This window comes from Streptococcus mitis, assembly GCF_946190155.1.
GTDB classification, from domain to species: Bacteria; Bacillota; Bacilli; order Lactobacillales; family Streptococcaceae; genus Streptococcus; species Streptococcus mitis_CL.
Genome location: NZ_CAMHZL010000004.1, coordinates 181,548 through 196,375 on the forward strand (window position 1 = coordinate 181,548; position 14,828 = coordinate 196,375).

A 14,828-nucleotide genomic window follows, 5' to 3' on the forward strand; every position below is an offset into this window, starting at 1 on the left:
CTCTACTGCTAGTTTTTTAATCTCTCTCCATATGGTATAATATAAGCAGTAAAATCATTTTAGAACATACAATGGAGGTCGTCATGGACAATATCATCGATGTGTCAATTCCCGTTGCAGAAGTGGTGGATAAGCATCCAGAAGTCTTGGAAATTCTAGTGGAGCTAGGTTTTAAACCTCTTGCCAATCCCTTGATGCGCAATACAGTTGGTCGTAAAGTATCACTTAAACAGGGTTCTAAGCTTGAAGGAACTCCTATGGACAAGATCGTCCGCACACTGGAAGCAAACGGCTACGAAGTGATTGGGTTAGACTAATGGCAGATGAACGGATTCATGTCCTGCGGGATATTTTGTTAGAATTGCACAATGGTGCCTCTCCTGAGTCGGTTCAGGAGCGTTTTGATGCGACCTTTGCGGGTGTCTCAGCTATAGAGATTTCCCTCATGGAGCACGAGCTGATGAACTCAGACTCGGGTGTTACCTTTGAAGATGTCATGGAGCTCTGTGATGTCCATGCCAATCTTTTTAAAAACGCTGTTAAGGGCGTTGAAGTAGAGGATACCGAGCATCCTGGCCACCCAGTTCGCGTCTTCAAGGATGAAAATCTGGCCCTCCGTGCAGCCTTGATTCGCATTCGGAGATTGTTAGATACCTATGAGACTACGGAAGATGAAGAAATGCTTGTGGAGATGCGCAAGGGTTTGGTCCGTCAAATGGGACTTTTGGGGCAATTTGATATCCACTACCAGCGCAAGGAAGAGCTCTTCTTTCCTATCATGGAGCGCTATGGTCACGATTCACCTCCTAAGGTCATGTGGGGAGTGGATGATCAGATCAGGGAACTCTTTCAAACAGCTTTAGCGACAGCCAAGTCACTACCAGAAGTGTCAATTGGCAGCGTAAAAGAAGCTTTTGAAGCCTTTGCGACAGAGTTTGAAAGTATGATTTTCAAGGAAGAGTCCATCCTTCTCATGATTCTCCTTGAGTCTTTCACTCAGGATGATTGGCTTCAGATTGCGGAGGAGAGCGATGCCTATGGCTATGCCATCATCCGTCCGTCTGAGAAATGGGTGCCAGAAAGACAGAGTTTTGTTGAGGAAAAGATTGCAGAGGAGCCTATTCAGCTAGGTACGGCAGAGGGACAAGTTCAGCAGGTTATCGATATGCCAGAAGGACAGTTTACCATTACCTTTACCCCTAAGGAAAAGGAAGCAGTGCTGGACCGCCATAGTCAACAGGCTTTTGGCAATGGCTATCTCTCGGTCGAGCAGGCCAATCTCATCCTCAATCACCTCCCTATGGAGATTACCTTTGTCAATAAAGACGATATTTTCCAGTATTACAATGACAATACGCCGGCTGATGAGATGATTTTCAAACGGACACCGTCTCAAGTCGGGCGCAATGTCGAACTCTGCCATCCGCCTAAGTACTTGGACAAGGTCAAAACTATCATGAAGGGGCTTCGTGAGGGAAGCAAAGACAAGTATGAAATGTGGTTCAAGTCTGAGTCGCGAGGTAAGTTTGTCCACATCACCTACGCAGCAGTGCACGATGAAGAGGGAGAATTCCAAGGTGTGTTGGAGTACGTTCAGGATATCCAGCCCTACCGTGAGATTGACACGGACTATTTCCGTGGATTAGAATAAGGAGAAAAAATGAGTTACGAACAAGAATTTATGAAGGAATTTGAGGCCTGGGTGAATACCCAGATCATGATCAACGACATGGCGCACAAGGAAAGTCAAAAAGTCTACGAAGAAGACCAAGACGAACGTGCCAAAGATGCCATGATTCGCTACGAAAGCCGCTTGGATGCTTATCAGTTCTTGCTTGGTAAGTTTGAAAACTTCAAAGCAGGCAAGGGATTTCATGACTTGCCAGATGGCTTGTTTGGTGAGCGAAATTATTAAACGAGATAGATTCTTGATTTTTTACTAAAATCTTGATAGAATATTTATATTAAATCCTTGTCAGAGCAGGGGTTTTTTATTGAAAGGATTTTATCATGTCAAAGAAACTCAATCGTAAAAAACAATTACGAAATAGCCTCCGTCGTGCAGGTGCTTTTTCAAGTACTGTGACTAAGGTTGTAGAAGAGACAAAAAAAGTCGTAAAACGTGCTGAGCAGTCAGCAAGCCAAGCTGGTAAGGCTGTTTCTAAAAAAGTTGAACAAGCAGTAGAAGCTACCAAAGAGCAAGCTCAAAAAGTAGCCAATTCTGTAGAAGATTTTGCAGCAAACTTGGGTGGACTTCCACTTGACCGTGCCAAAACTTTCTATGATGAAGGAATCAAGTCTGCGTCAGATTTCAAAAACTGGACTGAAAAAGAACTCCTTGCCTTGAAAGGAATCGGCCCAGCTACTATTAAGAAATTGAAGGAAAATGGCATCAAGTTCAAGTAATTTTTCTTGATCCTTGCATTTCCGTCAAAATCTTGTTACAATAAAGCCATTAGAGGTGTTTTGAATCCCACATTTTACAGAAAGTGGCGGTGCTGAGAAGTCCACAAATGTGTCAAAACTGGTTGCTAATGGATGAAAAATGAAATAAAATTGTCTTTTTATTTTAAAGACGAGAGTTGCGGGCCTTGCCCGAATTTGGGTGGTACCGCGGATAAACACATTCGTCCCTGTCATGTAGATGGCAGGGTTTTTCTTTTGTATCTTGGTCAAAGGAGGTTGTCATGAAGCAATCTTTTAAAACAAGTAAACTCTATTATGGCTTTCCTATTTTCATTTTGGGATATCAGGATCAGAATTTTGGACACAATATTACGACCTGTAGCTCCTCTTATAGCTTGGGAGATTGGCTAGTCATTGGTGTCGGAGCTGAGGAAAATGCGGCTGAGCAAATCAAGCATTACCAGAAGTTTACTGTGAATATTCCTGATGAAAATCTCATGCTCGAGATGGAGCAGGCTGGTTTTATCAGTCATCGAGAGAAATTGAAACACCTGGGGCTAGACCACGAGATTTCTGAACAGACTCAGTCTCCGATTTTAGAGGCTTGTCCAGTCGTATTAGAATGTCAAGTTGATAGAATTATTGAGGAAGACGGTATTTGTCACATCTTTGCCAAGATTATCGAGCGACTGGTTAATTCTGAACTCTTGGATGATAAGGGACATTTTAAAAATGACCGTTTTGCGCCGACTTACTTTATGGGGGACGGGCATCAGCGCGTTTATCGTTATCTAGATGACCGAGTCAATCCCATGGGAAGCTTTATCAAGAAAGCGAGGAAGAAGGATGTCAAGAGCTGAATTGCCAGAACGATTAGAAACCGAACGACTCGTCCTACGAGTTCGTACAGTGACTGACGCTGAAGATATCCATGCCTATGCTAGTTTGCCAGAGGTCGCCTATCCAGCAGGCTTTCCTCCAGTCAAAACCCTTGAAGATGAGGTTTACTATCTGGAGCATATCCTTCCAGAACGCAATCAAAAGGACAATCTCCCAGCTGGCTATGGGATTGTCGTCAAAGGAACCGATAAAGTCATCGGCTCTGTTGATTTCAACCATCGGCACGAAGACGATGTACTGGAGATTGGCTACACCTTGCACCCAGACTATTGGGGTCGAGGTTATGTTCCAGAAGCAGCGCGAGCTTTGATTGACCTAGCTTTTAGAGAACTAGGTCTTCACAAGATTGAATTGACTTGTTTTGGTTATAATGTCCAAAGTAAACGAGTTGCAGAAAAACTTGGATTTACCCTCGAAGCTCGTATCCGAGACCGTAAAGATGTTCAAGGAAACCGCTGTGACAGTCTGATATATGGTTTGCTGAGGAGTGAGTGGGAGGTAATTTGATGCATGTTTTCATCATTGGTGCTCCGGCCTCAGGAAAAATGACCATTGGTCAAGAACTATCTCGACTGACGGATTCTACCCTCTTTTATAACCATCAAGCCATCGATTTTGCATTAGAAATCTATCAGGACTTTACAGAGGAAATGTGGGAATTTGTTCGTGGAATCACCTTTTCTTTCCTTGGAGCAAGTGCAAGAAATCAGCGATCAGTAATTTTAACTGACGTAATTGATTTTTCAAATCAGTACCAGCTGATGTATTTAAAGCAAATTCAGGATTTATTGGATAACTTTCATCAAGAGATTCTGTTTGTTGAGTTGGAAACAAGTCTTGAGGAGCGTTTACGTCGAAATCAAACGGAGAATCGATTAAAGTACAAACCCTTAAAACGACATATTGAGGTATCTGAAAGAGAAATTTTAGAGACCGCTGAAACACTTCAATTAAATTCCCAACATCAACCGAATGAGTTGCACCACTACCTTAAAATAAATAATACGAGTTTGACTGCAAAAGAAGCTGCTAAGCAAATTCAAAATAAAATGAATAAAATAGAGAAAGGACAAACACATGTCTAAAGAACTTTCACCTAAATACAATCCAGCCGAGGTTGAGGCTGGTCGTTACCAAAAATGGCTTGATGCTGATGTTTTCAAGCCTTCAGGAGATCAAAAGGCTAAGCCTTATTCTATCGTTATTCCACCACCAAACGTAACTGGTAAACTTCACCTTGGTCACGCTTGGGATACGACTTTGCAGGATATTATCATCCGTCAAAAACGTATGCAAGGTTTTGATACCCTTTGGCTTCCAGGGATGGACCACGCGGGGATTGCCACTCAGGCTAAAGTTGAGGAGCGCTTGCGCGGAGAGGGCATTACACGTTATGACCTAGGTCGTGAGAAATTCCTCGATAAGGTCTGGGAATGGAAAGACGAATATGCCACTACTATCAAGGAACAATGGGGCAAGATGGGGCTCTCTGTAGACTACTCTCGTGAGCGTTTCACGCTTGATGAAGGTTTGTCAAAAGCTGTCCGCAAAGTCTTTGTGGACCTTTACAAGAAAGGCTGGATCTACCGTGGTGAGTTTATCATCAACTGGGACCCAGCTGCTCGCACTGCCCTTTCTGATATCGAAGTTATCCACAAGGATGTCGAAGGTGCCTTCTACCACATGAATTATATGCTGGAAGATGGCTCACGCGCCCTTGAAGTTGCGACAACTCGTCCTGAGACCATGTTTGGGGACGTAGCTGTTGCGGTCAATCCAGAAGACCCACGCTACAAGGACTTGATTGGTAAAAACGTCATCCTTCCAATCGCTAATAAACTCATCCCAATCGTTGGAGACGAACACGCAGATCCTGAATTTGGTACTGGTGTCGTGAAAATCACGCCTGCCCATGATCCAAACGACTTCTTGGTTGGTCAACGCCATAACTTGCCACAAGTCAACGTCATGAATGATGACGGAACCATGAATGACTTGGCCTTTGAATTTGCAGGCATGGACCGTTTTGAAGCTCGTAAGGCAGTCGTTGCCAAGTTGGAAGAAATCGGTGTCCTTGTTAAAATCGAAAAACGTGTCCACAGTGTTGGTCACTCAGAGCGTACAGGTGTTGTGGTTGAACCACGATTGTCTACGCAATGGTTCGTTAAGATGGACCAATTGGCTAAGAATGCTATTGCCAACCAAGACACAGAGGACAAGGTAGAATTCTACCCACCTCGTTTCAACGATACCTTCCTCCAATGGATGGAAAATGTCCACGACTGGGTCATCTCTCGCCAGCTCTGGTGGGGTCACCAAATCCCTGCTTGGTACAATGCTGAGGGTGAAATATATGTCGGCGAAGAAGCTCCAGAAGGTGACGGTTGGACTCAGGAAGAAGACGTCTTGGATACGTGGTTCAGTTCGGCTCTTTGGCCATTCTCTACCATGGGCTGGCCGGATGTCGACTCAGAAGACTTCAAACGTTACTTCCCAACATCAACTTTGGTGACTGGTTATGATATTATTCCGTTCTGGGTGTCTCGGATGATTTTCCAAGGTTTGGAATTTACTGGCAAGTCGCCATTCAAAAATGCCTTGATTCATGGTCTTATTCGTGATGAGCAAGGACGCAAGATGTCGAAATCTCTTGGTAACGGGATTGACCCAATGGATGTTATTGATAAGTACGGAACAGATAGCCTTCGTTGGTTCCTTTCAAACGGTTCTGCACCAGGTCAAGACGTACGCTTCTCTTACGAGAAAATGGATGCTTCATGGAACTTCATTAACAAGATCTGGAACATCTCTCGCTATATCCTCATGAACAATGAAGGCTTGACCCTCGAGCAAGCAACTGCCAATGTCGAAAAAGTTGTTAACAAGGAAGCTGGAAATGTCACAGACCGCTGGATTCTCCACAACCTCAATGAAACTATCGGAAAAGCTACTGCCAACTTTGACAAGTTTGAGTTTGGTGTTGCTGGACATATCCTCTACAACTTCATCTGGGATGAGTTTGCGGACTGGTATGTTGAATTGACCAAGGAAGTCCTTTATAGCGATAACGAAGAAGAGAAAGTTATCACACGTTCTGTTCTCCTTTACACCTTGGACAAGATCCTTCGTCTCCTTCACCCAATCATGCCATTCGTGACAGAGGAAATCTTTGGACAAATCTCAGAAGGTTCTATCGTTACAGCAGAATACCCAACTGTCAATCCAGCCTTTGAAGATCTTGCTGCTCACACAGGAGTAGAAAGCCTCAAAGACTTGATCCGTGCTGTTCGTAATGCGCGTGCGGAAGTAAACGTAGCTCCAAGCAAACCTATCACAATCCTTGTTAAGACAAGCGATAGCGACTTGGAAGCCTTCTTTAACAGCAATGTCAACTACATCAAACGCTTTACAAATCCAGAACACTTGGAAATCGCATCTACCATCCCTGCACCTGAACTGGCTATGTCAAGCGTCATCACAGGAGCAGAAATCTACTTGCCACTGGCAGACCTCCTCAATGTCGAAGAGGAACTGGCTCGTCTCGACAAAGAACTGGCTAAATGGCAAAAAGAACTGGATATGGTCGGCAAGAAGCTCTCTAACGAACGCTTCGTAGCCAATGCCAAACCAGAAGTCGTCCAAAAAGAACGCGACAAACAAGCCGACTACCAAGCCAAGTACGATGCGACCGTAGCGCGTATTGATGAGATGAAGAAGTTGGTTAAATAAACATAGAAACACGGTGATGAGCCGTGTTTTTTGGTATAATGAAATTGAAAATTGATCAGAAGGAAAAGTAATTTTGAGAAAAACACTTCAAGATTTAATTAATAATTCTATTGTTTTGAAATATAAGCTACCTTTTAATTTTACAAACGGTAAGGGAAGTTCAATTTCTATAAATAAAAGCAATTTAACAAGTAAAGGGAAAAATGAGTACTGCTTTGAAGGTAATGATAATGATATTTCAAAAATTATTTATAATGGAATAATTGAATTTGCTGAAAATGAATCTGAGATTGACTATAGTAAATTAGATAGAGAACAAACAAAGGCAATTAAACTTAAACTGAGGTATGATAAAGATGATAAATCTTCAACCAAACTTCAATATGGATTTTATGGTGAAGTACTTTTAGATTTATTTTTAAGAAATTATTTCCATACGGATGTTTTAATTGCTAGAGGTTATTTTTATTCTCCTCTTGAAAAAGCTGAAGCAAAAGGATTTGATGCGTTTCATTTAGTGGATAATAATGGAATCTTGGAACTTTGGTTTGGTGAAGCTAAGTTCCATAAAAAATTTTCCTCAGGGATTAAATCTGTTATTTCTAAAATGAATAGCTCACTTTCAGATAGTTATTTAAATGATCACTTGTACGCAATTATCAAAGAAAAAAAGAATATTTCTAAGTCGCATACTACTTTAGATACTATAATAGAAAACTGGGAAGACAATCCTGAAATTATTCTTATAGACGAATTAACAGCTAACCATATAGAATTAATATATCCAATTTTTATAGCATATCAGAAACAAGATACTTTTAGTTATGAAAAATCAATTGCTTCTTGTGTGAAGAAAATTAATGATGAGCTGTCTAAATCCACAGTTATGCCGGCTGTAAAAATTAATCTAAGTATTTTTGTAATGCTCTTACCTGTTGATGATTCTAATAAATTAAAGGAAGAAGTGATTGAATGGATAGAAACGAAAGAACCGCTCATCTAATTAAGGAATTGAATTTATACAAACGATACCCTGAAAGAAGAGGTATCTTTGTCAAGGCAACTTGTGACTATTACGACGCTGTTAAAATAGACGAACTTACAAGTAGTGATTTAAATTTTTTGCGTTATATAGCAAATGAAGCTGGAGTACCACAATACTTTGAGCTACTTGAAAGAAAATATCAAGAAGGTAATGAAATAAATCAAGAGGATATGAATTTATTATCCATAAGCTCGTTTTTAAATGAAGCACATTTAACTTTGAATAATTATATGTTACATAAATATCAAAAAGAAGTTCTAGAATTATTTGAATTCCATTTTGATAATAGGTATATCCTTTCTGCCCCAACTTCATTTGGTAAAACTTTTATTGTTTATGCAATTATAAAAAAGATGGGATATTCTAACATATTGTTAATTTTTCCTACTATTAGCTTGTTATCAGAAAATTATTTAAAGTTGCAAAATGATGAATTTTTCTCTACATATAAAATACATACACTAAGCGAAATATCCGAGGAAGAACTTGGCGAAAAAAATATTTTTATTTACACTCCTGAACGATATCTGTCATTTTTAGATAATAACACTAGATATTTTAATTTTTCTTTCGTAGATGAAATATATAAAATAGATAATGATTTCATTATAGATAATGATACTCCAGAAGAAAATGAAAGGGATACTGCCTATAGACTTGCTTTAGAATATGTATGTCGCAATAGTAAAGATATTTTACTTGCTGGGCCTTATATTCAATTTCAAAAACTTGAAACAGAAATAAATTCATTTAATAATTTTACTCTATTTAACAAATTTAAAATACTTGAATATAATGATGTTGAGATTGTGTCTAAGAATATTACACATATTGATAGAAATAAGTTTGAACTTGGAAATATAAAATATAGATTAGATAATGGTGCTTCATCATTACAAGATAAAGTAATACAAACAATTGTAAAAATAGATGATAATACTTTGATTTATTGTGGAAGAAAGTCAGAGGTAGAAAGACTAGCAAATCATTTGTTGGAAAATGATGAATATCTTTCTCTTATCTCAGAAAAACATTATAGCGAAGATGAGGAACTATATTCTATTTTTTTGAATCATGTGGGAAACACCTTTGGGTATGATTGGATTCTATATAGAGCACTTGAAAAGAGAATCGGAATTCATCATGCAGGGATACCAAAATATATTCAGAATGAATTAATTAATTTGTTCAATAAAGGTGATTTACAATGTCTTTTTTCTACAACAACAATTACTGAAGGTGTGAATACGACTGCCAAAAATTTGATTGTTACTGCTATCAAAAAGGGGAAAAAGAGACTAAAACAGTTTGATGCTAAAAATATTGCTGGGAGAGCAGGTCGTTTTAATGTCCATTATAGTGGTAATGTTATTGATTTAACAAAACAATTTGAAACTCTAATTAATTCGCAACAGGCAGAAATTGAACATAAAAATTATGATAATCATCACAATAAAACTGACATTGATTTAGAAGTAACTTTAGATGAATTTTTGACAGATGATGATAGAAAGTTTAAAGATGAAATCAATGAGGCAAAACAAGAATCGGGATTACCAAATTTTATTTTTCATTCATATAAAGCGATAGGCCCTTTGGATAAAATCTCTATTTATAATCGAATTAAAAAAATGTCCCCAGCAGAGTTTCAAAAAATCGAACAATTAAAGCGAGTCTTAAATACATCTAAAGGTAAAGAAATTCATTGGGAAGGATTTCAAACGGTTATTAATATTTGTTCTGAATTTGTTTCTAATTCTGATTTAAAACAATTAATGGAAAAGAAAGTTGGGAAAAAACAGTTCTCTTTAATTGTTATACAGTTAGCAAGTTATTTACAGAATGGATTTTTAGGAACAGTGGATTACTATGTAGAGGAACAGAAACTGAGTAAAGATAAAGCAATTAGTAGAACCTCTAAATTAATTTATACTACATTTAAATATCATCTTGTAAAGTATTTAGGAGTATTTGATTTATTATATAGATTCCATTATTCACAAGTTTATAGAAAAGATTTTGACAATGTTGCTGGAATTCAAATTCTTCTACAAAGGCTAGAGTATAATGCTCTTACTAATACTGCTCGAAAATTAAGTGATTTTGGAGTACCTTTTGAATTAGTAAGATATTATGATAGAGTAGTAGAGAATAAAAACTTTGATTTGTATGAGAGTTATGTCGATGAAAAGATTCAAAATCTACTTAAGTGAGAGAATAAAAATAAGAACCTCATTATTATCATGAGGTTCTTATTTGTGTAATTACATTTAGAGAATCGTCAATATAATATCGTCGGGACTAGTCCACTCTACTTTGATTCTTGTCCCAACGGTTACATTCATTTGATTGAACCAGTCGTTAAAAGCTCTCAAGTTTCTGTGACCAGAAAGATTTTTAGCATAGGGATCTCCACCCCGAGAATTTCCTGATGATTTTACTATTCCAACGAAGTATCCATCTGTTGATCTAGCATTAAATATATTTTGTCCTAAAACATCTTTTCCTTGAGTATGTTTAGAATTAAATATTCCATACTGATGTGCTACTGAACTTGGAATTGGGATATAACATTCTCCTGTTATCTGAGGACGAGAATTTGTATTCCTGTATGTGCCCCAGTCAATATTAGTTTTTTTAAGTTCTACTATGAATTGATCTCCTTGTTTTGGCATTATGCACCTCCTTAAGTTTATATATTCATTATATCATATATATGGAAAATGTTTATATTTCAGTATTAATTTAAAAATGATATACTAGTATAGTTAAACAAATTTCTTAGAAAGCAGGTTACTACATGACAAATTCTGTAAGTTCGAACCGGCCTGAGAAGTACAACATTGCAGCTTTCTTCTCAGGTGTTGGGGGAATTGAGTTGGGATTTGAACAGACCAACGAGTTCAGAGTGGTGTATGCCAATGAGTTTGATAAGTATGCGCGTCAGACTTATCAGTTAAACCATCCAGATACCTATTTGGATGGTCGTGATATTCACACTGTTCAGCCAGAGGACATTCCAGCTGAGCGCGTGGATGTGATTATGGGAGGTTTCCCTTGTCAGGCCTTTAGTATTGCGGGTTATCGCAAGGGCTTTGATGACGATCGTGGCGATCTTTTCTTTGAGTTGCTTCGCATGATTGAGGGGCGTAAACCTCGCGCCATTTTCATCGAAAACGTTAAGAACATGGTCGGTCATGACCACGGCAATACCTTCAAGGTTATTCGCGAAGCCTTGACTGAGAATAACTACTTCATCAAGTGGAAGGTTCTCAATGGGAAAGACTACGGAAATATCCCACAAAACCGTGAGCGGATCTACATTGTTGGTTTTGATACCAAGGAAGCTTATGACTTATTTGAATTTCCAGAGGAAATCAAGCTGACTACGACTCTTCAAGACGTCATTAACTTCGGCGATAAGCTAAATGAGGTCTACTACTACCGTGAAGACAAGCAAAACTTCTACGACCAGTTGAAGTTTGAAGTGACTAGTCAAGATACGGTTTACCAATGGCGTCGTCAATATGTCCGTGAAAATAAAAACGGTGTTGTCCCTACCTTGACAGCCAATATGGGAACAGGTGGACACAATGTTCCATTGATTTTGACAGACAGTGGCGAGATTCGTAAGTTGACTCCCAAAGAAACCTTTAATGTCCAAGGCTATCCTAAATCCTTTAAAATCCCAGAAGGTGTTTCCAATGGTCAGCTCTACAAGCAGGCTGGAAACAGTGTGGTTGTCCCCGTGATTAAACGCATTGCAGAAAATGTTGCTAAGGCCTTAAATGAAAGCCAAGGGCAATCTCAACTTGAACGCTCAGGAAAAATTGCCATTATCTACACCAAGATGAATGGACAGTTTGAGGGCCAGTCTTATGTGAAAGACTTTGCGGATAGCTATGACCAGGCTCTTGAAAGAATAAAGGCTTATGATGATGGTTTAGCTCTTCTGTCTGGTGAAGATTATTTAAAATTGGTTAAAAAACGAGGCAAACTCGAATTTTACAGTATTAATTAACGAATATATAAGAGGGATTAGTGAAAAACTAATCTTCTTTTGATATACTGAAAATAGAAAAGAGGGCGCTTATGTGGGAACATCTAAAAACAGATCAAAAAGACAAATACAAAACCTTAATTACCAACTTTGCTAGCTTGAGCCAAGCTTTCTCTCAAAAGGCAGAATCCGAAGACGAGGGACAAACGGAGAATTATGTTGCTCCTATCGTCAACTCCAAATTTCAGGAGACTGTTTTCCAGAAGGCTTTCAATGCTGTTGGGGAAGATATCGCCAATACTTCCTATGATGCTTCCGTCGTTGTCGATGAAAATCATAAATACCTAGTGGGGATCAAGTCTTTTGGAATCAATTCAGGAGACCAAAAAATTGCCCAGTTCAAGAAAGATTCTCAAGCTTGGACGGACTTATTGGGTGATATCAAGTTTCATGCGGATATTTCAGCTGATAAAGAAGCTGCAGACAAGGAAAACTATCAACGCTATGAAGAGTTGGCAAGAAAGATTGCGACTTTGAGGAATCAGAGAATCGAATCTTCTAAGGCGCAAATCAAGGGATTCAACTCTGACTCGGTCAATGTTGAAGCTGTTTACCACGTTCTGATGCCGACACCAAAGGGAGAAAGTCCTAGGATTTTTGTTGGTGAGACGACTTATTTACCAGTGGATATTGATAATCTAGTCATTGAAGGATCAACTACCAAAAACAATCCAACTAATTTTCGTTTTACGGATGGGCAACACCACTACAAGTACACGGCAGCTGACAGTCAGCTTCACATGACTTTTAATAATAAGGACATTGTGGTAGATACTTGGGATGTGCATTATATCGAAGATCCTTTTTCTCTCTTTGAGAATCTTCATTTACTGACAGCTGAAAAGGAACAATCCGATATCCTAGAAACAGTGTCTTGGGTTATCACAGACAAACATGGAAATGTGGAAGAAAGCTCTGGTTTCAATGCCTTTAATGGCGGATCAAAACTAGCTAAGAAAGATCGTCTGCCGCGGATTCTAAAGATTCAGGAAAAATTCAAAGATAGTCTGGCTCAAGAAGAACTAGCTTTTGTGATCTTCTCTTTAGAAGAAATCCTCTTGAAAAAGTGGACTAGTAGGGAAGAGAAAGTTCAGATGAAGGCTATTCGTGAGGACTTGATTCACTTTGTGCATAATACTGGCAATGAAAAACTCATTAAAGAAATTGAACAACTTGTATATCGTCCAGTTAGCGAAGTTTACATTCCTCTGCCCGACTCCAAGAACTTCCATGATGAAAGACCAGATTTCTTTGGTCCAGGATTTGGGACTTTTGAGCCTGGAACTAAAAAACTAGCTCTATCCAAAGAAGAAAGAACTTTTAAACTACGCTTTTTATCTTCTGGTGATGTTATTAACGCCTATATAAATCAAGAAGCTGGTAAGGCTATTCAGTCTACCGATAAGCAAGAAATCCTCGGGAATTGGATTTTACGTGGTGTTTTCCAGTTGAAAGAACGAGAGGTATTGACAGGTCAACGACTCAATGAACTGGAAATCAACGGTATTCGTTTGACTAAGTTTAAAAATGGGGAAATCGGTATTGAATTTATCTGGATTGATACTGAAAACCCACCAAGCGACACCATCGGCTGGGTAGCAAAGAAATAAAAAGTCCTGTCACTTTCTCTCCCTTAACCTTTGACTATTCTGCAAAATTATCGTAAAATAAAGAGTAAATGATAAAATGAGGTCAGAGTCTGTTCGCTCTGGCGATAGTAGTATAAATGAGGAGAAACGCTTTGGAATTAGAAGTATTTGCTGGACAAGAAAAAAGTGAACTATCTATGATTGAGGTAGCGCGTGCTATCTTGGAACTTCGTGGTCGCGACCATGAGATGCATTTTAGCGATCTTGTAAACGAAATTCAAAACTACCTTGGAACATCAAACAGCGATATCCGTGAAGCCTTGCCTTTGTTCTACACAGAGTTGAACTTTGACGGTAGCTTCATCTCACTTGGAGACAACAAATGGGGTCTTCGTTCATGGTATGGTGTAGACGAAATCGACGAAGAAATCATCGCTCTTGAAGAAAATGACGACGATGAAGTAGCACCAAAAGCTAAGAAAAAACGCGTCAATGCCTTCATGGATGGCGATTCAGATGCTATTGACTACAATGCAGATGATCCAGAAGACGAAGATGCATACGAAGCAGATCCAGCTCTTTCATACGATGATGAAAATCCGGATGATGAGAAAAATGAAGTTGAAGCTTACGACGCAGAAATCAACGAAATCGCCCCTGATGACTTGGGTGAAGACGTGGATCTCAACGAAGAAGACGATGAGTTTTCAGATGATGATACTGAAAACATCGAGGAATAAAAGTTAGCTATTGACAATTGTCCTATTTTTAGGTATCATATTGTTCGGGCACCTCTTTTAGAGGTCGGGGCTCCCTAGTTCTTAGGGAGCTATTTTTGTTTTTTCAAGAAGTTATCTTCTTGTATTTTAGTTGTGAATCTGGTGCAGTCGTCCCAGATTATTCTTATTAGTAGGGTCTTGTTTTCTATGTCCCCTCGTAGTGAACAAGGCCATGAGCATTTTAGAAAGAGGAATCTATGTCTACGAAATATATTTTTGTAACTGGTGGTGTGGTATCGTCTATTGGGAAAGGGATTGTCGCAGCGAGTCTGGGCCGTCTCTTGAAAAATCGTGGTCTCAAAGTAACCATTCAAAAATTT

15 protein-coding genes are annotated in these 14,828 nt (G+C 39.0%); 14 read left to right on the top strand and 1 reads right to left on the bottom strand.

Going from position 1 to position 14,828, the window contains the following annotated elements; translation table 11 throughout:
• Positions 1-83: 83 nt before the first annotated feature.
• From N8O80_RS05280 to N8O80_RS05325, 10 genes are all read left to right on the top strand, one after another.
• Positions 84-317 carry a DUF1858 domain-containing protein gene (locus tag N8O80_RS05280; RefSeq protein WP_000368739.1) on the top strand — a complete coding sequence of 78 codons (234 nt, stop codon included), beginning with the start codon at positions 84-86 and terminating at the stop codon, positions 315-317.
• Positions 317-1,651 (top strand): DUF438 domain-containing protein, encoded by a 1,335-nt coding sequence (locus tag N8O80_RS05285; RefSeq protein ID WP_261027121.1) that lies wholly within the window; start codon positions 317-319, stop codon positions 1,649-1,651. Before N8O80_RS05280 ends, N8O80_RS05285 begins: the two co-directional genes overlap by 1 nt.
• 9 nt (positions 1,652-1,660) lie before the next feature.
• The gene (locus N8O80_RS05290; protein ID WP_000119706.1) at positions 1,661-1,915 is read left to right on the top strand and encodes a DUF1912 family protein; all 255 of its coding nucleotides are present in this window, start codon (positions 1,661-1,663) and stop codon (positions 1,913-1,915) included.
• Between the two features lie 95 nt (positions 1,916-2,010).
• A complete protein-coding gene (locus tag N8O80_RS05295) occupies positions 2,011-2,406 on the top strand; it encodes a helix-hairpin-helix domain-containing protein (RefSeq protein ID WP_000038635.1) in 396 nt (131 codons plus the stop codon).
• A gap of 281 nt (positions 2,407-2,687) precedes the next feature.
• Positions 2,688-3,266, top strand: a complete 579-nt coding sequence (locus N8O80_RS05300; RefSeq protein ID WP_084947421.1) for a flavin reductase family protein — start codon at positions 2,688-2,690, stop codon at positions 3,264-3,266.
• A complete protein-coding gene (locus N8O80_RS05305; RefSeq protein WP_203180766.1) occupies positions 3,253-3,813 on the top strand; it encodes a GNAT family N-acetyltransferase in 561 nt (186 codons plus the stop codon). Before N8O80_RS05300 ends, N8O80_RS05305 begins: the two co-directional genes overlap by 14 nt.
• Positions 3,813-4,391, top strand: a complete 579-nt coding sequence (locus N8O80_RS05310) for an AAA family ATPase (RefSeq protein WP_261027122.1) — start codon at positions 3,813-3,815, stop codon at positions 4,389-4,391. Before N8O80_RS05305 ends, N8O80_RS05310 begins: the two co-directional genes overlap by 1 nt.
• Entirely contained in the window at positions 4,384-7,035 is a 2,652-nt protein-coding gene (locus N8O80_RS05315) for a valine--tRNA ligase (RefSeq protein ID WP_261027123.1), read from the top strand. Before N8O80_RS05310 ends, N8O80_RS05315 begins: the two co-directional genes overlap by 8 nt.
• A gap of 73 nt (positions 7,036-7,108) precedes the next feature.
• Positions 7,109-8,038, top strand: coding sequence for a HamA C-terminal domain-containing protein (locus N8O80_RS05320; RefSeq protein WP_261027124.1), 930 nt, complete (start codon positions 7,109-7,111; stop codon positions 8,036-8,038).
• Positions 8,008-10,293, top strand: a complete 2,286-nt coding sequence (locus N8O80_RS05325; RefSeq protein WP_261027125.1) for a helicase-related protein — start codon at positions 8,008-8,010, stop codon at positions 10,291-10,293. Before N8O80_RS05320 ends, N8O80_RS05325 begins: the two co-directional genes overlap by 31 nt.
• Positions 10,294-10,350: 57 nt before the next feature.
• Here the strand turns inward: N8O80_RS05325 and N8O80_RS05330 are convergent, their stop codons facing one another.
• Positions 10,351-10,755, bottom strand: coding sequence for a hypothetical protein (locus tag N8O80_RS05330; protein ID WP_261027126.1), 405 nt, complete (start codon positions 10,753-10,755; stop codon positions 10,351-10,353).
• Between the two features lie 125 nt (positions 10,756-10,880).
• Here N8O80_RS05330 and N8O80_RS05335 point away from each other — a divergent pair, with 125 nt between their 5' ends.
• The 4 genes from N8O80_RS05335 to N8O80_RS05350 all read left to right on the top strand — a co-directional run.
• Positions 10,881-12,101, top strand: a complete 1,221-nt coding sequence (locus N8O80_RS05335) for a DNA cytosine methyltransferase (protein WP_261027127.1) — start codon at positions 10,881-10,883, stop codon at positions 12,099-12,101.
• A 71-nt stretch (positions 12,102-12,172) separates the two neighbouring features.
• A complete protein-coding gene (locus N8O80_RS05340) occupies positions 12,173-13,750 on the top strand; it encodes a hypothetical protein (RefSeq protein ID WP_261027128.1) in 1,578 nt (525 codons plus the stop codon).
• Positions 13,751-13,881: 131 nt separating this feature from the next.
• Positions 13,882-14,469 carry a DNA-directed RNA polymerase subunit delta gene (gene rpoE, locus N8O80_RS05345; protein WP_000418409.1) on the top strand — a complete coding sequence of 196 codons (588 nt, stop codon included), beginning with the start codon at positions 13,882-13,884 and terminating at the stop codon, positions 14,467-14,469.
• 236 nt (positions 14,470-14,705) lie between these two features.
• Positions 14,706-14,828: hypothetical protein (locus N8O80_RS05350; protein WP_261027131.1), on the top strand; the 123-nt coding region annotated here is incomplete at its 3' end.